The organism is Streptomyces sp. NPDC021356 (assembly GCF_040641015.1).
Lineage (GTDB): Bacteria > Actinomycetota > Actinomycetes > Streptomycetales > Streptomycetaceae > Streptomyces.
Genome location: NZ_JBFACU010000019.1, coordinates 106,440 through 129,717 on the forward strand (window position 1 = coordinate 106,440; position 23,278 = coordinate 129,717).

A 23,278-nucleotide genomic window follows, 5' to 3' on the forward strand; every position below is an offset into this window, starting at 1 on the left:
CGCGCTCGCTCAGCCCCTGACGGACCTCTTCGGGCCGCACCGACCATCGGCGACGGGACTCCCGCAGACCCGGGCGGCGCGCCGCGGGGAGGCGGAGCGGGCCCGTCAGGTCCTGCCCGTCAGGTCCTGCGCATCAGGTCTTGCGCAGGTCGGGGGCGGGGACGCCGATGAGCAGGCGGCGCACCGCGTCCCAGGCGGTGCGCAGGGCGCGGGCCACCTTCGGCGAGTCGCTGCCCATGATGCGCACCCACGCCCCGCAGTCGTCGGGCAGCACACTCACGCCGAAGACCACGCCGGACGTGCGCAACGCCTCGTGCAGCGTGTCGGCGACCGCGGCGGCGGGGGCGAGCGGCGTGAGCGCGAACAGCGTCGCCATCAGGTCGTGGCCGCCGAAGACCGCCGGGCCGGTGACCGAACCGGACTCGTGCGGGTCCAGGCGTACGGTGTCCAGCACCAGCAGGTCGCCGTCGGGGCGCGTGATCTCCAGATCGCTGAACAGCAGGCGGTAGGCGTGCCGTTCACCGCGGGCCAGCCGGCCGGCGGCGATCGTCTCGCCCAGCAGCACGGTGGCCGTGGGGTCGGCACTCACGCGGGTCTGCTGGTAGAAGCGGGCGTCCCGGTAGGGGATCAGCGGGTCGGGCAGGTACTCGACGTAGCTGTCGGCTCCGGCGGTGAGGTGGACGACCTGCGTGGCGTGGTCGAACTCCACCCGGTGCAGCTTCGTGGCCGCCTGGGTCGTCAGGTGCACGGCAGTGCCGGGACCGCAGTCGATGTCGATGCGGTTGCGGTCGGCCTGGACGATGCCGCCGCCGGTGGACATCAGGTAGGTGAACGGCATGTCCGGCCGCTGAGGGTCCACGTACAGCGGCCGCATGATCTGCAGCGGCGACTTCTGGTAGCGGTCGACGAGCTCGGTGCGCTCGCCGACACGGGCGTAGCGCAGTTCGAGCAGGCCGACCTTGCCGGGGCGCCCGGCGGCCAGGGTGTCCGGGATGCCGGTCAGGTCGAGCATCCGGGCCGGCACCCGCCGGGGTTCGTAGTGTGCGGGGTCCAGCCGCGCGGGCGCCTGCGTCATGCGGACGCCGCCGGAGTACCGGCCGGCTGGGCGGCCTCGTGGGCCAGCACGAAGTCGGCGATGGTGTCCAGGCCCTGACCGGTGAGGGAGTTGGTGAGTACCACCGGCCGGCCCTCCCGGACGGTGTGGGCGTCCGACTCCATCTGCGCCAGGTCGCACCGTACGTACTGGGCGATGTCGACCTTGTTGATGACGAGCAGCTCGCACTCGGTGATGCCCGGGCCGCGCTTGCGGGGCATCTTGTCGCCCTCGGCGGTGTCCAGGACGAACAGGAACAGGTCGACGAGTGCGGGGCTGAAGGTGAGCGTCAGGTTGTCGCCGCCGCTCTCGAAGAGCAGCGTGTCCACCTCGGGGAAACGCTCCAGGATCTCGTCGGCCGCGGCCTGGTTCATCGTCGGGTCGTCCCGGACCGCCGTGTGCGGGCAGGCCCCCGTCTCCACGCCGACGATGCGGTCGGCGGCGAGGATCCCGTCCAGGGTGCGCCGCACGTGCGCGGCGTCCTCGGAGGTGTAGATGTCGTTGGTGATCACGGCGGGGGTCCGGCCGCGCTCGATGAGCACCGGGACGAGCGCCTCGATCAGCGCGGTCTTGCCCGAGCCGACCGGCCCGGCGACGCCCACGCGCAGCACGCCGTCCTTGGGGCGCCGGACGAACTCGTCGTGGTCGTGGTGGTGGGAGCCCTTGACCTGTGTGGGGTCGTGCATGGTGATCCGTGCTCCTTGTCAGACGTGGTGGTTCTCGGTGGGGGGTGGGTGCCGTGGCTCAGCTGGCGAACAGCCGGGCCTCGGCGCGTTCGTGGCGGCCTGCCATGACGTCGGCCACGGGCACGCATCCGCCGATGTCGGCCAGGTCCCTGTGCAGCGCCGCCTCGACGGTCTCCTCGATCACCGGGGCGGCGCCGTGCAGGACGACCTGGGCCCGCCGGTGGTCGGTGAGCCGCAGTCGCAGGGCGGCGCCGACGAAGCTGGCGGCGAAGGCGAACAGCTCACAGGTGACGGCCTGCCGTGCGGTGAGGCCGTTGCCGGCGTGGACGACGCCGGCGACGACCGGCTGGCAGCCGCGCACCGCGCCGTCCCGGTACAGCGTCCGGTACCGCTCGATCGGCTTCGTGCCGTAGACCTCGTCGGCCAGGTCGAGCAGCTGCCGTCCGGTGCGCACGGCGGCCTGCCGTGCCTCACGGCCCAGCTTGGTCGCGTGCAGCCGCCGTTCCACGGCCACCACCTCGTCCCAGTCGTCAGCGCTCACCGCGCGGTGGGTGAGGGCGAGGGCGGTGGCGTCGGCCGGTCCCGCGCTGTGGCGGAGCAGGTCGTCCAGGAGGGCGGGGAGGGTGCGCGGGGTGACGGCACGGGCCTGCTGGAAGCCCTCCAGGCCGTGGGAGAGGGTGTAGTAGCCGCTGGGGAAGGCCGAGTCGGTGAGCTGGAGCCCGGTCAGCAGCGCCGGGATCGGCATCGGGTCGTTCACGCCGGGTTTCCGTTCCTGCCGGATGGCCGCCCCTCGGGCCGGCCGTGGGGGCCGCAGGGCACGCGGGGTGCCCTGCGGCCCGTCGTGGGGGTGGGTCAGACGATGTAGAAGAGCTGGTTGAGCGGCAGGCGTTCGGCCGGCTCGATGGTGGCGGGCTCGCCGTCGACGGTGACCTTGTAGGTCTCCGGGTCCACCTCGATGCGCGGCAGCGCGTCGTTGCGGACCATGTGCTGCTTGCCGACGGTCCGGCAGCGCTGCACCGGCTCGATGCGCCGGCCGAGGCCCAGCTCGCCCGGGACGCCGGCGGCGATGGACGCCTGCGACATGAAGGTGACCGAGGTACGCTGCCGGGCCCGGCCCATGCTGCCGAACATCGGCCGGTAGTAGACCGGCTGGGGCGTCGGCAGGGAGGCGTTGGGGTCGCCCATCAGCGCCCAGTTCACCATGCCGCCCTTGATGATCAGCTTGGGCTTCGCGGCGAAGGAGTTGATCGGCCAGAGCACGATGTCGGCGAGCTTGCCGGGCTCCAGCGAGCCGATCACGTCGGAGGCGCCCACCGCGATCGCCGGGTTGATGGTGAGCTTGGCCAGGTACCGCAGCACGCGCGCGTTGTCGTTGCGGGAGCTGTCCTCGGCCAGCGCGCCCCGCACCTCCTTGCAGTGGTGCGCGGTCTGGAAGGCACGCGAGAAGGACTCGCCGACCCGGCCCATGGCCTGGGAGTCGGAGGAGAAGATGCTGATGACGCCCAGGTCGTGCATCACCGTCTCGGCCGCGATGGTCTCCGCGCGCACCCGGCTGTCGGCGAACGAGACGTCCTCGGGGATGTCGCGGGACAGGTGGTGGCAGACCATCACCATGTCCAGCAGCTCGTCCACCGAGTTGATGGTGTACGGCAGGGTGGGGTTGGTGGAGGAGGGCAGCACGTTCGGCTCGCCCGCGACCCGCATGATGTCGGGGGCGTGACCGCCGCCCGCGCCCTCGGTGTGGAAGGTGTGGATCGTCCGGCCGTCGATCGCGGACAGGGTGTCCTCGAAGAACCCGCCCTCGTTGAGGGTGTCGGTGTGGATGGCCATCTGCACGTCGTACTCGTCGGCGACGCTCAGCGCGTTGTCGATGGTGGCGGGGGTGGCGCCCCAGTCCTCGTGCACCTTCAGACCGGCCACGCCCGCCTCGACCTGCTCGCGCAGCGCCTCGGGCAGGCTGCCGTTGCCCTTGCCGAGCAGACCTACGTTGACCGGCAGGTCCTCGACGGCCTCCAGCATGCGGTGGATGTTCCACGGGCCGGGGGTGCAGGTGGTGCCGTTGCTGCCGTCGGTGGGCCCGGTGCCGCCGCCGAAGAAGGTGGTGATGCCGTTGGACAGGCCCTCCTGGGCCTGCTGCGGCGAGATGAAGTGGATGTGCGTGTCGACGCCGCCGGCGGTGGCGATCAGGTGCTCACCGGAGATCACCTCGGTGCCCGGGCCGATGACCAGCTTGGGGTCGACGCCGTTCTGCACGTGCGGGTTGCCGGCCTTGCCGACGCCGACGATCAGACCGTCGCGGACCCCGATGTCGCCCTTGACGACACCCAGCACCGGGTCGAGGACCACGACGTTGGTGATCACCAGGTCGAGTGCGCCCTCGCGGTTGAGCGCGGCCGGGTCCTGGGCCATGCCGTCGCGGATGGCCTTGCCGCCGCCGTAGACGGCCTCGTCGCCGTACGAACCGGCGTTGTGGTCGTACTCGACCTCGACCACCAGGTTGGTGTCGGCGAGGTGGAACCGGTCGCCCACGGTGGGGCCGAACAGGTCCGTGTACTGCTTGCGCGGGATGATCGCCATCAGCGGTCGGCCCCCTCGTTCTCGGTGTCGGCGTCGCCGGCGGCGGCGGTGGTGGCCCCGGCGGTGGCCGAGGTGGTGGCGAATCCCAGCTCTCCGGCGCGGCGCACGGCGGAGCGCCGGGTGTCGTCGGTGTTCAGACCGCCGTTGACGAGTCCGGCGAAGCCGACGAGACGGCGGGTGCCGCCGAAGGCGACCAGCTCCACCTCGCGGGTGTCACCGGGCTCGAAGCGCACGGCGGTGCCGGACGGGATGTCCAGGTGCATGCCGTACGCCGTCTCGCGGTCGAACAGCAGCGCGCGGTTGACCTCGAAGAAGTGGTAGTGGGAGCCGATCTGGACGGCACGGTCACCGGTGTTGGCGACGGTCAGCGCGACCGTCGCCCGGCCGGCGTTGATCTCCACGGGATCGTCCCCGTAGAGGTAGTGGGCTCCACCCGACATCGTTGTCTCCTCTTTCCAGGCGGTGAATCAGGCGGGCGTCAGGCGCTGATGGGGTCGTGGCAGGTGACCAGCTTGGTCCCGTCCACGAAGGCCGTCTCGACCTGGAGGACCGTGAGCATGTCGCGCACGCCGGGCATGACGTCGTCGGCGGTGACGACCTTGCGGCCCAGCTCCATGCACTCGGCGACGGTGTGCCCGTCACGGGCCGCCTCCAGGACCGCCTCGGTGATCAGCGCCGCCGCTTCGCTGTAGTTGAGCTTGGTGCCCCGGGCCCTGCGGCGGCGGGCCAGGTCCGCCACCACGTAGACGTGGAGCTTGTCGATTTCGCGCGGTGCGAGGTTCATGGCGTCACTTCGCTTTCTCGAACGAGATGCCGGGCCGGTCCAGGGCTGGAACGGCCGCGAGGAAGAGCCAGGTCGTCACGACGAACGGCCAGGTGAAGGGGGGCCCGCCGGACGGCTGGGCGAAGGCCTGCCAGGCGGCGGTGAACGGGACCGAGGCCACGGCGGCGAGCGTGGCGTACCCGGCGGTCCAGGCGGTGGGGGCCAGGAAGGTGGCACCCAGCGCGATCGCGACGAGCACCGCGTTGTAGCCGTAGAGTCCGTCGCTGATCCGGTCGGCGGGCAGCCCCATGGCGCAGGCCGCCAGGACCGCGACGACGCTGCCGCAGGCCGCCGCGAGCGCGGCGGCGCGGGACGCGACGAGCAGGCCGGCGAGGAGGATCAGGCCGGCGTACCACTTGTCCAGGAGGAAGACCTGGGCGAAGTCGTTGCAGAAGGCCCGGCCGAGTTCCGCGGCCGACAGGGTGGTGAACCCGTCCGCGGCGATCGGCGGCGCGGGGGCCGCGGGAGCGGTGGGCAGGGCGATGGCCAGCACTCCGGCGACCAGGCAGAAGGGGGCGGTCAGCGCCGGGAGTTGGAGGCGGCCCAGCAGGCGGACGGCCGCCGCGGACGCCACCGCGCACACCGCGGCGGCCAGGACCGCGAGCACCGCGGTCCGCCACGAGGCGCCGAGCCGGACGACGACGGCGATGGCGGTCAGGCAGCCGCAGTACCCCTCGAGCCCTTTGGTCAGACCGTCGCGGTCGGCGCCGAGGACGGCCGCGGCGCCGGTGGAGGCCGCCGCGCCGAGCACTCCGTAGACCCCGACCCGCCAGCTCCCCGCGAACAGGGCCACGGCGAACAGCAGTCCGGTCCAGGGGCTCGGGCTGAGGGCGACCTGTGCGATGCCGCGCAGCGGTATACGTCCCAGATCGGCGGGAACCCAGCTGGGCTGTACCACCCGCCCTTCTGCAGGCATGCCTTCTCCTTGTCCGGGAACACCTCAAGGCACCGACTACCGCTGATGCACGGCGAGATGCTGCGTGATCAACAACTTGTTGAAGGCTACGCCTGGCCCTGGCCGGAAAGGCTCACCAGCCTCATGTGACCAGCGGGTCACGCAACGGCATCACCGCTGATGAGCGAGGTCGGCGTGACCTCCGAGGATACGAAAAGCTTGATCTTGAATTCAAAGCCTTGGCACGCCCTTGGGATTTTCAGGGTGAAAAATCGACCAAAGCGTGGGGGGTTCCGTGGCCGGGGGAGCCCCCGCCGCCGGAGCCCGGTGACGCCCCCTGTGCCACACTTGCGCGCGCCCACCGGCGCATACCCGACTCAGGAGACCAGGCTCGCGGCATGACCCTTCCCGGCATCGAAGAGATCCGTGCGCTCCACGAGAAGTACGCGCCCACCCAGGAAGCGTTCGACCTCGTGTACACGCACTGCGAGATCGTGTGGCACCTCAGCGCCCAACTCCTCGCGGCGGCACCGCTGGAATGGGACGGCGAGCTGGTCCGGGCCGGCGCCCTGCTCCACGACATCGGCGTCTATCACCTCTACGACGCCGACGGGAACCTCGACGGCGGCAACTACATCCGCCACGGCGTGCTCGGGCACGAGATCCTGCGCGGCGAAGGGCTTCCCGAGCGGCTCGGCCGTTTCTGCTCCCACCACACGGGCGTCGGCCTCACCGAGCACGACATCCGCTCCCAACGGCTCCCGCTGCCGCCCGGGGACTATCTCGCGGAGAGTGCCGAGGAGAGAGTGGTCATGTACGCCGACAAGTTCCACAGCAAGAGCACCCCGCCGAAGTTCCTGACGGCGCCGTCCTACGCCCGCTACGTCGCCCGCTTCGGGACGGAGAAGGTCCACGCCTTCGACGCCCTGCGCGCGGAGTTCGGCGAGCCTGACGTCACGTCACTGGCCGCACGCTACGGTCACCGGGTCGTGTAGGGGCCGTGCTCAGCGCCGGACTCGGGTCTGCTCGGCCTGGCCCCACGGGCGCAGTTTCTCCGGGTTGCGGACCGCCCAGATCCGGGTGACGCGGCCGTCGGTCACCTCGAACGAGGCCACCGTCATGACGGTGCCGGCGCGCCGGGCCACCAGACCCGGCGTGCCGTTGACCGTGCGCTCCAGGAGTTCGAGTCCCGCAGCCCTGTCGGCGATGGCGACCATGTACTGGGCGATGCGCGCCCCGCCCTCGATCGGGCGCAGGGCGGCGCCGGCCGTGCCGCCGCCGTCGGCGGTCATCACGGCGGCCGGGTCGAGGAGGTCGACGAGGGCCGCGATGTCCTTCGCCTGCCATGCCTCCTTGACGTGCCGTACGGTGCCGGCCTGCCCGGCCGCCGCCCCCGGGTCCCGCGCGAGACGCGCGCGCCGCCGGGCGGAGGCCGCGAGCTGCTTGCAGGCCGCGGGGGTCCGGCCGAGGACGTCGGCGATCTCGGCGAAGGGGTAGCGGAAGACGTCGTGCAGGACGAACGCCACCCGCTCTGCGGGTGTCATCGACTCCAGGACGACGAGGAACGCCATGCTCACCGATTCGTCCAGGACCATCTGGTCGGCCGGGTCGCTGCCGTGGCCGCGGCCCCACTCCGCGCGGTCCGGCAGCGGCTCGGGCAACCAGGCGCCGACATAGCGCTCCCGCCTGGCCCGCGCCGAGCCGAGCACGTCCAGGCAGACCCGGCCGGTCACCTTCGTCAGCCAGGCGCCGGGGGACACGATCTCCTCCCGCCGGCTGCGCGGCAGCGCGTACCAGCGCGCGTACGCCTCCTGCACCGCGTCCTCGGACTCGGCCAGTGAACCGAGCAACCGGTAAGCGACATTGATCAGTTGCCGCCGCTCACCGGCCGTCCCGTCGACGCCCGCCCCCGCCGCCACCATGCTGCCGACCGCCCCCTCGCCTTACCTTTCGCAGGCCCGCGTCGTCGGGCTGGTGAGACCCTACCGATCCACTGCCCACGGGCGGAAAAGAGGACATGGCATGGCGACCCGGGCGACGGCACAGCAGCGCTTCCCGTTCCTGCGCATGGCGATCACCCTGCAGACCCTGACCATCTTCCTGCAAGCGGTCTCCGCGGGACTGCTGCTCACCTCGTCCTACGGGGAGACGCTGCACAGCGTCGGCGCCCGCGTCATGTACGGGGCGTCGATGCTGTACGTGCTCGCGGCGGTGCTGGCGTGGAAGCCGGGCGGCGGCTCGCCCCGGCCCGTCTGGCACGCGTCCGGCTTCCTCGTCCTCGCCTCGGTCCAGGTCGTGCTCGGCATCGCTCACATACCGGCGGTCCATCTCCCGCTGGGCGTCCTGATGTTCGGGCTGAGCCTGCTGGCGCTGGCACGCCGCTGAAGGCCCTCGGCGATCGAAGGCCCTCGGCGGTCACCTCACACCCGGTCGGCCACGATGAGCAGGTACTGGAAGCTGCCGTTGCGGTAGGCGGTCAGGAAGGTCTCCTCGATGCCGGTGGCCAGGTGGTCGGCCTCACCGCGCAGCTCCCAGTAGGGAAGCGCCGCCTGGGTGAGGTCCTCGACGTGCACGGGGACCAGCCGGTTGCGGGCCATGGCGCGGAAGTAGGCGGAGCGGGGATGGATGTCGCAGATGTAGTGCGCGTTGATGAGGGACACCTCACGCGAGGCGCGCCCGTAGGCGTCGTTGTAGCAGCCGGTGATCACGGCGTAGCGTCCGCCTCGGCGCAGCAGCCGGGCGTGCTCGGCGAACAGCAGGTCCAGCTCCACGTACATGGTGGACTCGTTGTTCCAGGAGGCCCCGTACGCGCCGGAGGCGAGGCCGGTGTCGAGCATGTTGCGGTGGTGGTAGCGGACCTTGCCGTCGATGCCGCGCTTGCGTGCCTGCTCGTTGGCGAAGTCGGCCTGCTTGGCGGAGATCGTGACGCCGTCGGCGTGGCAGCCGTACCGCAGGTGCGCCACGACGCTGCCGCCGCCGCGCCCGCACCCGGCGTCGAAGACCCGGTCGGCGGGGGAGAGCGCGCCGAGGTGGGAGGCGAGGAGTTCGGCCTGCGCGTGCTCCAGGCGGTGCAGTTCCCCGGTGATCCGCTCGCGGCGCAGGTCCGGGTCGGGTTCGTCCAGGACCGTCCGGTCGGCCTCTCCGATGCCGTAGTGGTGGTGGTAGAGGTCGTCGATCCTTCCGAGTTCCAGGTTGACCGGGTTCTCCTCGGTGTTCCAGTAGTCCGCGACGCGGCTCTGGTACCGGGACTGGGCCGGCAGCGGGGCGGACGTGGTGCTGGGCTGGACGATGGTCAACGTGACTCCTTGCTGCGGTGCTGTGGACGGCCGGACCGGGTGGCGCGGCTCACCAGTAGTCAGGCAGGTGGTAGCGGTGGCTGTTGGTGGCGTGCCACTCGTGGTTGCCCGACACCCAGTCGGACAGACCGCGGGCATACCGTTCGACCAGGGGCGAGAGCGAGGACACCGCGGCGGACTCCTGCTCGAAGGCGTCCATGATCTCGTTGTGGATGTCGACGCTCCTGAGGTACGCGGCCTTCAGGCCGCACCGGTCGTTGGCGGCGACCACCTGAGGGAGGTTCAGGTGCTCGGGATCGCTGGCCAGTTCCTTGGTGAAGGAGTACAGGTCGTTGACGATGGTCGTGGCGTTGCAGGCGAGGGCCGTGATCCGCTGGATCTCGGGGCGGGCGTAGACGGCTTCGGGCAGTTCGTAGCCGTCTACGGCGTCGACGATGGACAGGCAGGGGCGGAAGTTGTTGAACTGCCGCATGACCAGGTACTCCCAGATCCGCGGCCTGTGGTGTGTCTCGGCCCAGGACGCCTCGGCGAGATAGCCCAGGTGCAACCGGGCGAGGTCGTGCACGAGCCGGTTCGCCTGGCTGGGGGTGGCGAGGGCCGCGTAGTCCTTCATGGCCCAGTGGTAGGAGCGCAGCGGGCCGTCGGCCTGCACTCCGTGGCGCCACTCCTCCTCCATACGGGGGGTGCTGTGGAAGGGGTCGAGGGCCGACTGGGCGGTGATCAGCCGGCCGCCGAGGCCGCGCCGGGCCCCGCCCCTGCCCTCGTCCTCCTCGCAGTAGGAGCTGTCGACGATGTTCTCGGCCAGCAGCAGCTTCCCGGCGGCGGTGAGCCGCTCCAGGTCGGCCGCGCCGGGATGTTGCAGGGCCACGGCCCGGCCGAACTGGAACTGGGCGAAGTCGCCCGTCCACCGCGGCGGGAACAGGTCGAGGCCGCGGGCCCAGGCCTCCAGCCTGCGGTCGATCTCAGCGGCCTTCTCCGGATCGGCGGGTGCGGCGGGCCGGTGTCTCAGCCCGGGAACGGCCCCGCCCCGCCGGGCCCGCAGGCTGCCGGCGGGGTTCGGCGGGCCGGGCAGCGGGAACGCGGCGGCGCGCGCGGACGTGCTCATGATGATGTGCTCCACCCGGTCAGTCGGCTGTCCTGCCGATCTGGACGTTCTCCAGGACTCCGGCCGCGTCGGGCACGAGGACGGCCAGCGAGTAGTAGGCGGTGACGAGGTAGTTGATGATGGCGGCCTTGTCGATGCCCATGAACCGCACGTTCAGGCCGGGCTGGAACTCCTCGGGGATGCCGGTCTGGTAGAGCCCCACGACCCCCTGGTCGGCCTCGCCGGTGCGCAGCGCGAGGATGCTCGTGGTGTGTGTGGCGCTGATCGGGATCTTGCCGCACGGGAAGATCGGCACCCCGCGCCAGGCAGGGACCTGGTGGCCGTCCACGTCCGCCGAACCCGGCACCAGACCGCGCTTGTTGCACTGCCGGAAGAACGCGGCGATCGCCTTGGGATGGGCGATGAACAGCCGTGTCTTGCGGCGCATCGACAGCAGTTCGTCCATGTCGTCGGGGGTCGGCGGCCCGGTGAACGTACTGATGCGCTGCCCGTGGTCGGCGTTGTGCAGCAGCCCGAACTCCCGGTTGTTGACCAGCTCCCACTCCTGGCGCTCACGGATCTCCTCCACGGTGAGCCGGAGCTGCTGCTGGGTCTGGTCCATCGGGTCGTTGTAGAGGTCGGCGATCCGGGTGTGCACCCGCAGCACCGTCTGGGTCAGCGACAGCTCGTACTCGCGTGGCGCCAGGTCGTAGTCGACGAACCCGCCGGACAGGGTGGGCTCTCCGGTGTGGCCGGCCTGGACCGGTACGTCCGCCTCGCCCTTGCGGTTCATCGGCAGCCGCTGGCGCTCGGCGTGGGCGGCCAGGTGCTCGGCGAGGGACGGCACCCGGTCCGTGAACTCCCGGACCGTCTCCCAGGGCAGGACCAGCAGCACGCCCGCCGTCTCGGCCCGTACGGAGGACAGCCAGCGCGGATCGGTCCGGCCGATCGCCTCGTCCCCCATCTGGTCGCCGTCGGTGACGACGCCGATGATCTCCTCCTCGCCGTACTTGCCGACGGCGAACCGGGTGAAGCGGCCGTGCACGACGAGGTAGGCCTCCGTGACGGGGTGGCCGGCCTCCACCAGCACCTGCCCCGCCCGCACCTCCCGTACCCGGAAGCGCCCGGCGATCTCCTCGAGGACGTCGAGGTCGCCGTAGCCGCGCAGGGCCGGGAGCTCCGTCAGGGTCCGGGGGATCACCCGGACGTCGTCGGCGCCGTTGTGCTCGAACTGGACCCGCCCGCGGCCGACCCGCAGGTGCAGGCGCCGGTTGACCCGGTAGGTGCCGCCCTTGACGTCCACCCAGGGCAGCATTTTCAGCAGCCACCGGGAGGTGATGGCCTGCATCTGCGGTTCGGTCTTGGTGGTGGTCGCCAGTTGGCGTGCGGCGCGCGTGCCGAGGCTGGTGAGGGCGCTGTCCGCGGAGACTTCGGTGGTGGGTTCCTCGGGGGCGGGACCGGTGACGTTGTCCGGTACTGACACATTCCCTCCGTAAGGTGACGAGAGGTGAGCGCGGCGACCGGTGGTGAACGGGACGGTCAACGGGACGGCCGTGCGCAGGACCCAGCCAAACAGCCGCGTGCGGCCTGCGGTACGGCGTGAAGAGGGCGCGCTCGCGCCAGGGATGCGCAAACCTCGCCGTGGAGGCGGAGCGGCGCACGATCACGCCTTCGCACGCCGGGTCACTGCCTCACGTGCCCCGTGTGCCGCGCTGCGGAATACACACCGGCTCCCGGCTCCGCATGAGCACCGGCCGCAGCCTCCTCATCCGCACCGGCTGCCGGCTCTGCGTGCACACCGGCCGCCGCCTCGCCATCCGTACCGGCTGCCGCCTCCTCATCCGCTCCGGCTGCCGGCTCTGCGTGCACACCGGCCGCCGCCTCGCCATCCGTACCGGCTGCCGCCTCTGCATACGTGTCGGCACCCCGTCTCGGCGCGTGCGCCGGCTCACGCGTGGGGTGACTCCCTTCGCGCCGAGGGATGTGCCACACCCCCGCCGACCGGACGCCTCACCTCGCGCCGGGGGCCGAGTCGTCGTCCTTCTGCCAGGCGCCGACTCCGAGCTTCCCCGTCGTGCCCAGGTCCAGCTCGGGGGTGACCGTCACCGCGGCGGCGCCGGGCTTCGCCACCACCCGCACGTAGGGCACGTCGACGGGATCGCTCCCCAGCCCGGTGGTGTTGCGCCAGACCAGCTCGGCGTGCGCGCTCCGGCCGGGCTCCAGCACCAGGGGCCGGGGCGCGGCGTCGGCGCCCGTACCGGTGGCGATCGACGCGCCGCCGTGCAGGATCCTGACCCCGTCGACCGGTGCGTGCCGCTCGTCGAGGAGCCGCACCGCCGGATAGCCGTCGAGACCGTAGGCGCGCGTGCCGCAGTTCTCCAGGTGCAGTCCGACGACCCGCAGCCCCATGGCGGCATCACCGTCATCGGCGTAGACGCGCACGCCGGAGGACGGACAGGGCCCGCTCGGGGCCGGTGCCTGGGCGGTGGGGACGCTGCGGACCTTGATGATCTCCAGGCGCGCCCCGCCCCGCGCCGAGCCGGTCGTCGCGTCCGGGTCGACCGGGCGCCGCACGGTGCGGCCGGGGCCGACGGAGAGCACGGTCTGCCGCGCACTGGCGAGTGCCTCTCCCGAACTCGCCGGCCACTGGTAGGTGATCGTGTACGTGAAGGCTTCCGCCGCGTCGTTGGTGACCTCGAAGGCCGGGCAGCCGTCCGCGACGACCGTCCTGACCCCGTCCGTCCCCCGGCCGGTGGGCCCCGGCGGCGAGTCGGGACCGCCGGACGGAGCGGCCCCGCGGCAGGGCGGCGCCGGGGACCCGCCCGGAGAGCCGGCCACCCGCTGCGGCGCCGAGCCGGGGCCCGGCGCGTCGGCTTTCTGCGCTCCGCAGGCCGTGAGCAGCAGAGCACCGGTGAGCGCGGCGGGCAGGGCGAGGAAGGTACGGGGCATGCGCCAAGTCGATCAGGCCGGAGCACCGCAGGCTGTGACGCGCGCCATAGAGGCGGTCACAGGGTGGTCACATCGGTGTGTGCGCGGGTCATGGCGCGGCCCAAGGGGAGGGCTGCACCAGGTCATCGCGGGACCAAGAGTGCCCCGAATCAGGGACCGGAGGTCCGCGTAACGGACACCGTCGTCGTCCGACGGTCAGTCAAGGGTGCACGCTCCGTGGGCGGATCGGGTGCCGGTGGCCACCCTGAGTCGCGCGGCGGCGGCCCGTGAACGCCTGAGGAGCACCTGCGCGGGGTGCCGCGGGCCGGGCGCGGCGCCGCACGCGCGGCCGGAACGGTTCCTTGTCCGTGCGCGGACACCTCGCCATACTCGTCGCCGCTCGGCATGGCCACGCCTCTCGATCGGGGCGGCCGTGTCTTTCCTCCGGCCCCGGCCCGGCCGGCGGGCGGGGCAACCCCCACTGGAGGCTCCGTATGACGCGACGTCACACACTGCTGACCCGCCGCACGTTCACGGCGTTGAGCGTGGCGGCCCTCACCGCCACCGGTGTGCTGCTGCCCGGCGCCGGTGCGGCCACCGCCGCCTCCGCCGCGGGCCCCACCCCACGGCGCTCCCGGCGGCCCACCGGGTCGCGCGGGCCGCGACCGCCCTCGTCACCCGGCTCGGCGACCGCGCCGCGGGCTCGTACTACGACGCGGCGTCCCACCGCCTCGTCGTCAACGTCACCGACCCGTCCGCGGCCCCTCAGGTCCGCGCGATCGGGGCGGTGCCGAGGACGGTACGGCACTCCACGGACCAACTCCGCGCCACCATGGCCGCATTGACCCGGCGGGCCCGCATCGCCGGCACGGCCTGGGCCCTGGATCCGCGCCGGGACAAGGTGGTGGTCACCGCCGATCCCACGGTCACCGGCACCGAGCGGGCCCGGCTCGAGACCGTGACCCGCGCCCTCGGCGACACGGTCGTCGTACGGCGGGCGGCCGCACCGTTCACACCGCTCGCCGCGGGCGGTGACGCCATCTGGGGCAGCGGTCTGCGCTGTTCCCTCGGGTTCAACGTGTCGGTGGGCGGCGCCCCCCTACTTCCTGACCGCCGGCCACTGCGGCAACGACTCCTGGAACTGGTCCGACACCCAGGGCGGCCAGGAGATCGGCCAGACCGTCGACTCGCACTTCCCCGGCACCGACTACGCGCTCGTCCAGTACGGGGACGGAGGCGCCGACCACCCCAGCGCCGTCGACCTCTACGACGGCGGCGTCCAGCAGATCACCCAGGCGGCCGACGCCTACGTCGGCGAGCAGGTCCAGCGCAGCGGCAGTACCACGGGCGTCTACGGCGGGACGGTCACCGGGCTGGACGCCACCGTGAACTACCAGGAGGGGGCGGTCTCGGGCCTCATCGACACCGACGTGTGCGCCGAACCCGGTGACAGCGGCGGCTCCCTCTTCGACGGTGACGCGGCGATCGGACTCACCTCGGGCGGCAGCGGCGACTGCACCTTGGGCGGAGAGACGTTCTTCCAGCCGGTGACCGCGGCGCTGGCCGCGGAGGGCGCCACCATCCCCTGATCCAGCTGCACAGCGCCGCCCCCGGCCGGTTCGCGCGAAAGGGCCGGCCGGGCCTCCCGCACGGTGGGCGCAGTCGGCGCGATCGCGGGGACGCCGTGCGGGGAAGCGCCTGCCCCGGTGTGGCCGTCGCGCACTTCCGTAGCACACCCGCTGGGCGTGCACTTGTGGCGCGTGCGCCGCCGCGAGGTCGTGGCAGCCCCGCCCCGCAGGGGGCGCGGTCAGCCCGCGACGAGCACCCGCCAGTCGCGGGAGCCGATGTCGGCGGGGGTGCCGTCGAGGATCCGGGCGGTGCGCGCCGCCGGTTCCAGGGCGACCGTCGCCAGACTCGCCCAGCGCCGGCCGAGCGGCGCGGCCAGGTCCGGCAGGCAGGTCACCGGCGGCTCGCCGTCCCCCGTCACGAGGAAGCCCGTGAGGTCGTCGAGCGTGTCCGGCGCCCCCCGGCGGGCGAGGCGCGCGCGCACGAAGTCGCGGCGCTCACCCGAGTCGGGCTGGTAGAGCCACGTCTTCTCGCCGGCCGCGGGCACCGGGGTGAGGAAGTGGTTCGTGCGCAGGAACGTACCGTCCTCGGGTTCCACGGCGAACACACCGACGGGGCTCAGGTCGAGCAGGACGGCGTCCGTCCCGTCGAAGAGCGCGAACGACCCGGACGAGGCGACCGGCGCTCCCCGCACGATCTCGACGGCCTCCGCGACACTGCCCGCCTCTTCCAGGACGACCGCCGCGAGCACGTGCACGGGGACCCCGCCGACGCCGTCGCGGACGTGCCCGAGGATGTTGAAGTGCAGGGCGAGACCGGCGCTGTTGACACCGATCTTGCCGAGGATGCCGTCCTCGGTGAGACCGACGACGTCGTGCCTGCCGCCCCGCACCTCCACCGTGTGCCACAGCGCGCTCAGTTCCACGTGCCAGTCCCACGTCTGCACACCGAACGTACGCGGCTCCCGACCGCCCCCGCCCGCGACGCGGCGCACGACCGTGGTGCACTCGCCGGGCGGCACCGTGCTGCTGCGGGCCAGGATCTCGGTGCGCGCGTTGAGGGCGGCGACACGCCACGGCTCGACGTGGGCCCCCCGCGCGATGCCCTCGATCTCGGCACGCGCTCCCGACCGGAAGGCGTCGATCGTGTCGAGGGCGCGTTCGGCGTCCGCTCGCACGCCGGCCGGGGTGATGCCCCCGAGGGCGAAGAGCCGGTCGTACACGTCGATCGCGGCGGGAAGGGTGCCGCGCAACTGCTCGCCGCGGGCGGCGCCGCGCTCGTGCGGGCCGGCGGCGACGGCCTTCACGTGGCGGCGGTGTTCGGGGCGGGGGATCGACGTCGTGGTCACGAGCGTCCTTTCGTGGGGGAGGCGGGCGTGTGCGGCTGCACGGCGCCGCCGACGACCGTCGCGAGGACGGCGTTGGCGGGCTGCGCCTCCGGGGGGAGGCCCAGCGGGTCGGCGGCGAAGACGGTGAGGTCGGCGAGGAAGCCCGGTGCGATCCGCCCGAGTTCGGCGCGGGCACCGGCCGCGTACGCCGCCGCGGCGGTCATGCCGGCGTAGGCCTCGCGGGCGGAGAGGGCCTGGCCGGGCTGCACGGGCGCCGTGTCCGGTTCCTCCACCGGGCGGCGCAACCGGCAGTCGGCGAGCCCGACGCGCGGGTCGCCGGGCCCGATGGGCCAGTCCGAGCCGAGCGCGACGACGGCGCCGTGGTCCAGGAGGTCGCGGGTGCGCCAGCCGTGCGCGACGCGGTCGGGGCCGATGCGCCGCGACCAGTTGTCGGTGCCGTCCGCGCGCGTGTGCCGGGTGCCGTGCACGGGCTGGAGACCGGCCACCACGCCGAGCCGCGCGAACCGGTCCAGCAGGTCGTCGGGGATGGACTCGACGTGCTCGACACGGTGCGGGGCGCGGGCCACCGGGCCGGCCTCCTCGATGACGTCGAGGGCGAGCCGTACGGCCCGGTCGCCGATCGCGTGCGTGGCGGTCGGGATGCCCCGCTCGGCGAAGAAGCGCACGGCGGCGCGGTAGGCCTCGTCGGCCGATGCGCCGGCCGAGGTGCCGATCGGCACGCCGACCGGTCCGCCGGGCGGTCCATCGACCGATTCGTCGGCCGTGCCCTGCGCCGGTTCCTCGGCCAGGTCCGCCACGACGTGCCGGGCGAGCAGGATGACGTCGGGGTGCACTGGGTCCTCCAGGAGGTGAGGCGCCGGTCAGGCGCGCGGGACGGTCCCAAGGGCGCGGGCCGTCCCCCAGTAGACGGCGGCGGCCGTGATCATGCCGGACGGGATCGACAGGTCCACGGACTCCGTGACGTGGGCGATCGGACCGGTCCAGAAGGTGGTGTTCACCCACATCGCGGACACCAGGCCGCCGACGACCAGCGCGAGGACGCCCGCCCAGTGGACACCGCGCCGGTACCAGAACGGGCCGCCGCGCTCCTGCCCGAGCAGGGCGGCGCCGTCGTAGCGGTTGCGGCGCATGACGAGGTCGGTCACGGCCACCGCCATCGCCGGGCCCGTCACCACGACCACCAGCTGCAGCATGGTGTTGACACTGGTCAGGAAGTCGAAGACGAGGATCGCGTACAGCGTCATGGCGGTGCCGAGGACGCCGATGATCAGGACCGCGGGGATCCGGGCGAGGCGGACGCCGACCGACTGGATGGACAGGCTCGCGCTGTAGGCGGTCATGCCGTTGTTCGTCATCGTGTTGACGACGACCGCGATGACGAAGACGGGGATGAACCAGCCCGGCAGGATGCTCTCCAGTGCGCCTTCCGGGTCGCTCATGTCGAGGCTGGTCGCGGCGAGCGCGCCGACGCCGGTGAACGCGACGCTCGGCAGGTACGCGCCGAAGGCGGTCCATCCGGCGATGGCGGCCGGGCTGCTGTCCCGGGGGAGGTAGCGGGCGAGGTCGGGGCTGTTGCCGTACGACAGCGGCGTGGAGGCGATGATCGTGAAACCGGCGCCCAGGGTGGCGGCGAGCGCGGTGCCCCCGAGCGGGGCGGCCGGGGCGTAGGACCAGTCGGCGTGCGCGAGCACGTACCCCGTCACGACGACGAAGACGACGGTCAGCACCACGCTCAGCGCGGTGTAGAGACGGACGATCATCGCGTACCCGAAGATCGCGATCAGCAGGGTGCCGCCGGCGATCAGGCAGATGACGGCCGCGTCGACGGACGGGTTGTCCGGCAGACCGGCCCTGCCCGCCAGACCGATGCCCGCGACGGACGCGGCGGACCAGTTCAGGGCCAGGTAGGCCGCGGCGATGAGCCACCCGGTCAGGACCAGCACGACCTTGTTGCCCACCACGCCGTACATGGCGCGCGAGATGACCGACCCGCTCGTGCCGGCCGCCGGACCGCTGGCCGCGACGATGCCGGTACAGATCCACAGCAGGTTTCCGACGAGGATCACGCCGAAGACCTGCGGGAGCGTGAGCCCCGTCAGGACCAGGGTGGCTCCGACGACGAAGCTCAGGTAACTGACGTTCGGCGCCGCCCAGACCGCGAACAACTGGCGTGGCCGCCCGCTGCGTTCGTCCGTGGGTACCTGGTCGATGCCCCGGGTCTCCATGTGCCCCGCGCGCTCGGGTCCCTGCCCCTCCAGCGGGCCGGGGGAAGAAGTGGGGTTCGTCGTCGTCATCGGGGCCTCTCGGGTCCGCGGACCGCGTCCCACTTATTGGGCGCGTGGCCAACTGTGTATTGGTCGCACATCCAATAACGTGTCTCCCATGACGTCAAGATCTCGGCCGGCAAGGATCCGCAAGCAGCCCGGCGAGCGCCGCGCGGAGATCGTGCGGACCGCCGCGCGGATCGCGCTGGAGGATGCGCTCGAACGCGTCACCCTGCGGCGCGTCGCCGACGAGCTGGGCGTGCGCCCCGGACTCGTCGGCCACTGCTTCCCGGTGGCGGGCGACCTCGTGAGCGAGGCGTTCACCCATGCCGCGACCGGGGAGCGCGCCGCACTCCTGCAGGAGGGCGAACGGGCGCTGCCCCCCGTCGAGCGGCTGGCCCGCTTCCTCGTGCGGCTCACCGACGGCGAGTACCGCGACCTCAGCAGGCTGTGGCTCAACGCCCGCCACCTGAGCCGGTTCGGTGCCGGGCTGCGCTCGGCCGTGGCCGCACAGGAGTCCGTCACGCGCGGTGCCCTCACGGACCTCATCGAAGAGGGCGCCCGCGCGGGGGACTTCGAGGTCGACGACGCGCTCGGGGCGGCGCTGCAGATCCTCGTCACGGTCGACGGCCTCGGCGCGTACGCCAACGACGACGAGCAGGTCGAGCATCCGGCCCTCGACGACATGGCGATCGCCGTGGCCGAACGCCTGCTGGTCCTGGCCCCCGGCACGCTCCGCGCCCGCGCCTGACCTGCCGGGATCCGGCCGGCGCGCTTCGGTTCCGGGCCGGCCTGGCAGGACTCGGCCGGTGCGCCCTCGGTCCGCGCGCGACCTCACGTGCCCCGGCCGGCGCGAGGGGTTTTGCATGACCATGCGTGAGGGTGCATACTCTTCCCATGTCCAAGGTCCTCACCTCCCTTCCGGCCGGCGAGCGTGTCGGCATCGCCTTCTCCGGCGGCCTCGACACCTCGGTCGCCGTCGCGTGGATGCGCGACAAGGGCGCCGTCCCGTGCACGTACACCGCCGACATCGGCCAGTACGACGAGCCCGACATCGCCTCGGTGCCCGACCGCGCGAAGACCTACGGCGCCGAGATCGCGCGCCTGGTCGACTGCCGCGCGGCGCTGGTCGAGGAGGGCCTGGCCGCGCTCACCTGCGGGGCGTTCCACATCCGCTCGGGCGGGCGCGCCTACTTCAACACCACGCCGCTCGGCCGTGCCGTCACCGGCACCCTGCTGGTCCGGGCGATGCTGGAGGACGACGTCCAGATCTGGGGCGACGGCTCGACCTTCAAGGGCAACGACATCGAGCGGTTCTACCGCTACGGCCTGCTCGCCAACCCGCAGCTGAGGATCTACAAGCCCTGGCTGGACGCGCACTTCGTGACCGAGCTGGGCGGTCGCAAGGAGATGTCGGAGTGGCTCCTCGCCCACGACCTGCCCTACCGCGACAGCACCGAGAAGGCGTACTCCACCGACGCCAACATCTGGGGCGCCACCCACGAGGCCAAGACGCTGGAACACCTGGACACAGGGGTGGAGACCGTCGAGCCGATCATGGGTGTGCGGTTCTGGGACCCCGAGGTCGAGATCCCCACCGAGGACGTGACGATCGGTTTCGACCAGGGCCGCCCGGTGACGGTCAACGGCAAGGAGTTCGCCTCCGCGGTCGACCTGGTGATGGAGGCCAACGCCATCGGCGGCCGGCACGGCATGGGCATGTCGGACCAGATCGAGAACCGCATCATCGAGGCCAAGAGCCGCGGCATCTACGAGGCCCCCGGCATGGCCCTGCTGCACGCCGCGTACGAACGCCTGGTCAACGCCATCCACAACGAGGACACCCTCGCCCAGTACCACACCGAGGGACGGCGCCTGGGCCGGCTCATGTACGAGGGCCGCTGGCTGGACCCGCAGGCCCTGATGGTCCGCGAGTCGCTGCAGCGCTGGGTCGGCGCGGCCGTCACCGGCGAGGTGACCCTGCGGCTGCGGCGCGGCGAGGACTACTCGATCCTCGACACCACCGGCCCCGCGTTCAGCTACCACCCGGACAAACTGTCCATGGAGCGCACCGAGGACTCGGCCTTCGGCCCGGTCGACCGGATCGGCCAGCTCACCATGCGCAACCTGGACATCGCCGACTCCCGCGCCAAGCTGGAGCAGTACGCCGCGATCGGCCTCATCGGCGCGGGCACGCCGGCCATCGGCGCCGCCCAGGCCGCCGCGACCGGCCTGATCGGCAGCATGCCGGAGGGCGGGGCCCAGGCCATCGCCTCCCGCGGCGAGGGCTCCGACGACGAGATGCTGGACCGTGCCGCGATGGAGTCCGGCACGGACTGACCCGCAGCGCTCCGCAGGGCAGGCCCGGTACCGCTTGGGCGGCGCCGGGCCGGTCCGTACCCGGAGCCGTCACCCACGCACACGCCCACCGAGGGGCCGACGCTCACACACGCGTGCCGAGCGGCCGTCACGCAGGCGTGCTCACGGGCAGTCGCAGTGCAAGGTGGCCGGTTCTGAACCCGGGCGGACGCTGTCGGTCAGCGGCGCGAGCGGGAGCTTCGGCAGTTCCGCCGTCGTGCTCGCCCCGCCCCGGGAGCTTCGGCGGTTCCGCCGTCGTGCTCGCTCGGCCCCGGGGCCGGCCCGGTCGTCGTCCCGGCCTGCCCGAGCCGCGATCGGGACGAGCGCGACACCGCACCCTGCCCCCTCTTCTGCCCGAAAGTTCCTTGCCCCGGCCACCCGTCGGCCCGTCCCATGGAGGGAGGACTACCGGAGGGGTGGACTGACCGTCATGCGTGCGCGTCCGCAGGAGAACTCGGAACGAGAGACGGGCGCCAAGCCCGCGGGGAGCCGCGCGCCCGCTCCCACCAGCTCGCAGGCCGCCTCCCTGCTCCACCTGCAACGCACGGCGGGCAACACGGCCGTGGCCCGGATGCTCGACCTCGAACGCCACAGTCACGGTCCGGGCTGCGGACACGGTACGGCGCAGGACGAGGCGATGCCGGTCCAGCGCTCCACCGTGCACGACGTGCTGCGCACGCCCGGCACGCCCCTGGAGCCGGTGCTGCGGGCGGAGATGGAGGCCCGGCTCGGCGCGGACTTCTCGGACGTGCGCATGCACACCGATCAGGCCGCACGGCGTTCGGCCGCCGAGGTGGGCGCTCGCGCGTACACGTCCGGCAGTCACGTGGTCGTGGGCGAGGGCGGCTCCGACCGGCACACGCTGGCGCACGAGCTGACGCACGTGGTCCAGCAGCGGAGCGGACCGGTCGCCGGCACCGACCACGGCGACGGCCTGCGGGTGAGCGACCCCAGCGACCGGTTCGAACGCGAGGCGGAGGCCAACGCTCACCGCGCCCTGGCCGCCCCGGCCCCGGCAGTGCAGCGGGCGGTGGCGCAGGACGGCGGTGACCACGCCCAGCAGCACACGCCGGCCGCACCCGCCGTCCAGCGGGCTCCCGCCTTCCAGCAGACCGAGGCCCCCGCCGAGTCCGACCGGGACGCCGCGCTGCGCATGCTGGACCGCGTCGCGCGCACCGCCGAGCGCGTCATCCTCACCTCGGACCCGAAGGCCAAGAACAAGTTCACCCCGCATCTCGCCGTCAATCTGCTGCCCGACGGCACCCTCGGCATCGCCGGCAACACCGGCAAGCGGGTGGTCACCGAGGAACAGCGCCAGAAGATCGACGCGGAGGTCAGGGGGTTCGCCGACGGCAGCGCCCCGCGGGCCGGCCACCACGGGTGGGGCTCGTCGTCGCACGATCGGCAGCGGGAACGGCAGGACCGCAGCAAACTCCGCGCCCTGGACTCCGGCTCGTACGAGACGGCCCACCCCGAGTCCCTCGAACTGGGCGCCATTCGCGAGGCGTTGCACAAGCCCCTCACCTGGTTCGAGGTCACCAGGCCGGTCAAGAAGGGCGTGCCTGCCCAGCACGGCGAGATGACGCTCCTGGGTCAGCAGGTCGCGGCCTGGAAGAAGGACCCCGGGGACCCGAACGCGCCCAGGACGGTGCACATGGGCGGCGTCAAGCTGGCCTGTGTCGCATGCCAGTGGGCGTTCGAGGCGGTCAACGAGCACATCGGCAGGCCGCTCGGCTACGAGGTGGTCGCCGCCGGGGCCCACGGTCAGTTCTTCCCCAACTGGTCCATGCCGCCGTGGATGCGCGGGGAGACCGCCGTGGTCGACGAGATCCGCCGCAGGGCGCAGGGGGTCGGCGCCACACTGACGTCCGACTGGGTGGTCGACGGCGAGATGGCCCACGGCGACTTCAGCCACGACCCGGCGGATTCGGCGTCGGAATACGAGTCGGACTCCGACTGACCACCGGACCTCCGGCTCCCGGCCGACAGCACGAACCACCCGCCTCCGGCCGACAGCACGGCTCGCGGGTCACCGGCTGCCGGGACGGACCGCGGGCTTCCGGCGGGGTCGGCCGGACCACGGGACTCCGGCTGCCGGAACGGATCGCGGGACTCTGGCGGTCCGGCCGGACCGGGGGAGCCCGGCTGACCGGCCGGACCGGGGGAGCCCGGCTGACCGCGGGGCCGTGGGGCTCCAGCTGACCGGTCGGCCCACCGGGCTCCGAACGGCCACCGGATCGCCACCCTCATCCTGACCGGCCCAGCTGAGTGCCCGGCCTGTCGAATTCCGGCTGGTCCCAGGTCGGTTGGCCTTCGCTCAGCCCGTCGGTTCGTCGCGCTTCGACGGACCGGCCCGGCCC

At 72.6% G+C, this 23,278-nt stretch carries 20 protein-coding genes and 1 pseudogene; 6 read left to right on the plus strand and 15 right to left on the minus strand.

From position 1 onward, the window contains the following. Window positions 1-133: 133 nt before the first annotated feature. From AB0G56_RS25270 to AB0G56_RS25300, 7 genes are all read right to left on the minus strand, one after another. Window positions 134-1,012: an urease accessory protein UreD gene (locus AB0G56_RS25270; protein ID WP_360973101.1), complete on the minus strand. Its 879-nt coding sequence runs from the start codon at window positions 1,010-1,012 to the stop codon at window positions 134-136. Window positions 1,013-1,071: 59 nt separating this feature from the next. After that, window positions 1,072-1,779 (minus strand): urease accessory protein UreG, encoded by a 708-nt coding sequence (gene ureG / locus AB0G56_RS25275; protein WP_360973009.1) that lies wholly within the window; start codon window positions 1,777-1,779, stop codon window positions 1,072-1,074. Window positions 1,780-1,837: 58 nt separating this feature from the next. After that, window positions 1,838-2,524 carry an urease accessory UreF family protein gene (locus AB0G56_RS25280; RefSeq protein WP_360973103.1) on the minus strand — a complete coding sequence of 229 codons (687 nt, stop codon included), beginning with the start codon at window positions 2,522-2,524 and terminating at the stop codon, window positions 1,838-1,840. A 107-nt stretch (window positions 2,525-2,631) separates the two neighbouring features. Beyond that, window positions 2,632-4,356 (minus strand): urease subunit alpha, encoded by a 1,725-nt coding sequence (ureC, locus tag AB0G56_RS25285; RefSeq protein WP_360973011.1) that lies wholly within the window; start codon window positions 4,354-4,356, stop codon window positions 2,632-2,634. After that, entirely contained in the window at window positions 4,356-4,796 is a 441-nt protein-coding gene (locus AB0G56_RS25290) for an urease subunit beta (protein ID WP_360973013.1), read from the minus strand. The genes ureC and AB0G56_RS25290 overlap by 1 nt, the downstream gene beginning before the upstream one ends. Before the next feature lie 38 nt (window positions 4,797-4,834). Next, window positions 4,835-5,140, minus strand: coding sequence for an urease subunit gamma (locus tag AB0G56_RS25295; RefSeq protein ID WP_360973015.1), 306 nt, complete (start codon window positions 5,138-5,140; stop codon window positions 4,835-4,837). Window positions 5,141-5,144: 4 nt separating this feature from the next. Then, window positions 5,145-6,095: an urea transporter gene (locus AB0G56_RS25300; protein WP_360973017.1), complete on the minus strand. Its 951-nt coding sequence runs from the start codon at window positions 6,093-6,095 to the stop codon at window positions 5,145-5,147. Between the two features lie 377 nt (window positions 6,096-6,472). Between AB0G56_RS25300 and AB0G56_RS25305 the strand changes: the two genes are divergently transcribed. Further along, the gene (locus AB0G56_RS25305; protein ID WP_360973019.1) at window positions 6,473-7,069 is read left to right on the plus strand and encodes an HD domain-containing protein; all 597 of its coding nucleotides are present in this window, start codon (window positions 6,473-6,475) and stop codon (window positions 7,067-7,069) included. Between the two features lie 9 nt (window positions 7,070-7,078). Here the strand turns inward: AB0G56_RS25305 and sigJ are convergent, their stop codons facing one another. Next, window positions 7,079-7,996 (minus strand): RNA polymerase sigma factor SigJ, encoded by a 918-nt coding sequence (gene sigJ / locus AB0G56_RS25310; protein ID WP_360973021.1) that lies wholly within the window; start codon window positions 7,994-7,996, stop codon window positions 7,079-7,081. A gap of 100 nt (window positions 7,997-8,096) precedes the next feature. Between sigJ and AB0G56_RS25315 the strand changes: the two genes are divergently transcribed. Continuing rightward, window positions 8,097-8,459 (plus strand): hypothetical protein, encoded by a 363-nt coding sequence (locus tag AB0G56_RS25315; protein ID WP_360973023.1) that lies wholly within the window; start codon window positions 8,097-8,099, stop codon window positions 8,457-8,459. Between the two features lie 35 nt (window positions 8,460-8,494). Here AB0G56_RS25315 and AB0G56_RS25320 read toward each other — a convergent pair whose 3' ends face one another. The 4 genes from AB0G56_RS25320 to AB0G56_RS25335 form a co-directional block, all read right to left on the minus strand. Next, window positions 8,495-9,370: a geranyl diphosphate 2-C-methyltransferase gene (locus AB0G56_RS25320; protein WP_360973025.1), complete on the minus strand. Its 876-nt coding sequence runs from the start codon at window positions 9,368-9,370 to the stop codon at window positions 8,495-8,497. 49 nt (window positions 9,371-9,419) lie between these two features. Then, window positions 9,420-10,475, minus strand: a complete 1,056-nt coding sequence (locus tag AB0G56_RS25325; protein ID WP_360973027.1) for a family 2 encapsulin nanocompartment cargo protein terpene cyclase — start codon at window positions 10,473-10,475, stop codon at window positions 9,420-9,422. 19 nt (window positions 10,476-10,494) lie between these two features. After that, window positions 10,495-11,937, minus strand: a complete 1,443-nt coding sequence (locus AB0G56_RS25330; protein WP_360973029.1) for a family 2B encapsulin nanocompartment shell protein — start codon at window positions 11,935-11,937, stop codon at window positions 10,495-10,497. Window positions 11,938-12,464: 527 nt separating this feature from the next. Next, window positions 12,465-13,403, minus strand: a complete 939-nt coding sequence (locus AB0G56_RS25335; protein WP_360973031.1) for a DUF4232 domain-containing protein — start codon at window positions 13,401-13,403, stop codon at window positions 12,465-12,467. A 661-nt stretch (window positions 13,404-14,064) separates the two neighbouring features. On the opposite strand from AB0G56_RS25335, the pseudogene AB0G56_RS25340 reads away from it, so the two are divergent. Continuing rightward, window positions 14,065-14,971: pseudogene (locus AB0G56_RS25340) on the plus strand (S1 family peptidase); the annotation flags it as partial. Between the two features lie 218 nt (window positions 14,972-15,189). Here the strand turns inward: AB0G56_RS25340 and AB0G56_RS25345 are convergent. Genes AB0G56_RS25345 through AB0G56_RS25355 form a run of 3 tightly spaced genes read right to left on the minus strand, consistent with a single transcriptional unit; the run spans window position 15,190 to window position 18,590 of the window. Beyond that, window positions 15,190-16,296, minus strand: coding sequence for a C45 family peptidase (locus tag AB0G56_RS25345; protein WP_360973033.1), 1,107 nt, complete (start codon window positions 16,294-16,296; stop codon window positions 15,190-15,192). Then, window positions 16,293-17,129: an amidohydrolase family protein gene (locus AB0G56_RS25350; protein ID WP_360973035.1), complete on the minus strand. Its 837-nt coding sequence runs from the start codon at window positions 17,127-17,129 to the stop codon at window positions 16,293-16,295. The genes AB0G56_RS25345 and AB0G56_RS25350 overlap by 4 nt, the downstream gene beginning before the upstream one ends. Before the next feature lie 27 nt (window positions 17,130-17,156). Beyond that, a complete protein-coding gene (locus AB0G56_RS25355) occupies window positions 17,157-18,590 on the minus strand; it encodes a cytosine permease (RefSeq protein WP_360973037.1) in 1,434 nt (477 codons plus the stop codon). An 88-nt stretch (window positions 18,591-18,678) separates the two neighbouring features. Between AB0G56_RS25355 and AB0G56_RS25360 the strand changes: the two genes are divergently transcribed. The 3 genes from AB0G56_RS25360 (at window position 18,679) to AB0G56_RS25370 (ending at window position 22,878) form a co-directional block, all read left to right on the plus strand. Beyond that, entirely contained in the window at window positions 18,679-19,311 is a 633-nt protein-coding gene (locus AB0G56_RS25360) for a TetR family transcriptional regulator (protein WP_360973039.1), read from the plus strand. Between the two features lie 146 nt (window positions 19,312-19,457). After that, window positions 19,458-20,900, plus strand: a complete 1,443-nt coding sequence (gene argG / locus AB0G56_RS25365; protein WP_360973041.1) for an argininosuccinate synthase — start codon at window positions 19,458-19,460, stop codon at window positions 20,898-20,900. Between the two features lie 448 nt (window positions 20,901-21,348). Further along, window positions 21,349-22,878, plus strand: coding sequence for a DUF4157 domain-containing protein (locus AB0G56_RS25370; protein ID WP_360973043.1), 1,530 nt, complete (start codon window positions 21,349-21,351; stop codon window positions 22,876-22,878). Window positions 22,879-23,278 lie beyond the last annotated feature (400 nt).

What these genes read in the sequence shown, in the direction of transcription:
- AB0G56_RS25270 (WP_360973101.1), bottom strand. Translation starts at nt 1,012, where the DNA reads ATGCTCGACCTGACCGGCATCCCGGACACCCTGGCCGCCGGGCGCCCC.
- ureG (WP_360973009.1), bottom strand. Translation starts at nt 1,779, where the DNA reads ATGCACGACCCCACACAGGTCAAGGGCTCCCACCACCACGACCACGAC.
- AB0G56_RS25280 (WP_360973103.1), bottom strand. Translation starts at nt 2,524, where the DNA reads ATGCCGATCCCGGCGCTGCTGACCGGGCTCCAGCTCACCGACTCGGCC.
- ureC (WP_360973011.1), bottom strand. Translation starts at nt 4,356, where the DNA reads ATGGCGATCATCCCGCGCAAGCAGTACACGGACCTGTTCGGCCCCACC.
- AB0G56_RS25290 (WP_360973013.1), bottom strand. Translation starts at nt 4,796, where the DNA reads ATGTCGGGTGGAGCCCACTACCTCTACGGGGACGATCCCGTGGAGATC.
- AB0G56_RS25295 (WP_360973015.1), bottom strand. Translation starts at nt 5,140, where the DNA reads ATGAACCTCGCACCGCGCGAAATCGACAAGCTCCACGTCTACGTGGTG.
- AB0G56_RS25300 (WP_360973017.1), bottom strand. Translation starts at nt 6,095, where the DNA reads ATGCCTGCAGAAGGGCGGGTGGTACAGCCCAGCTGGGTTCCCGCCGAT.
- AB0G56_RS25305 (WP_360973019.1), top strand. Translation starts at nt 6,473, where the DNA reads ATGACCCTTCCCGGCATCGAAGAGATCCGTGCGCTCCACGAGAAGTAC.
- sigJ (WP_360973021.1), bottom strand. Translation starts at nt 7,996, where the DNA reads ATGGTGGCGGCGGGGGCGGGCGTCGACGGGACGGCCGGTGAGCGGCGG.
- AB0G56_RS25315 (WP_360973023.1), top strand. Translation starts at nt 8,097, where the DNA reads ATGGCGACCCGGGCGACGGCACAGCAGCGCTTCCCGTTCCTGCGCATG.
- AB0G56_RS25325 (WP_360973027.1), bottom strand. Translation starts at nt 10,475, where the DNA reads ATGAGCACGTCCGCGCGCGCCGCCGCGTTCCCGCTGCCCGGCCCGCCG.
- AB0G56_RS25335 (WP_360973031.1), bottom strand. Translation starts at nt 13,403, where the DNA reads ATGCCCCGTACCTTCCTCGCCCTGCCCGCCGCGCTCACCGGTGCTCTG.
- AB0G56_RS25355 (WP_360973037.1), bottom strand. Translation starts at nt 18,590, where the DNA reads ATGACGACGACGAACCCCACTTCTTCCCCCGGCCCGCTGGAGGGGCAG.
- AB0G56_RS25360 (WP_360973039.1), top strand. Translation starts at nt 18,679, where the DNA reads ATGACGTCAAGATCTCGGCCGGCAAGGATCCGCAAGCAGCCCGGCGAG.
- argG (WP_360973041.1), top strand. Translation starts at nt 19,458, where the DNA reads ATGTCCAAGGTCCTCACCTCCCTTCCGGCCGGCGAGCGTGTCGGCATC.
- AB0G56_RS25370 (WP_360973043.1), top strand. Translation starts at nt 21,349, where the DNA reads ATGCGTGCGCGTCCGCAGGAGAACTCGGAACGAGAGACGGGCGCCAAG.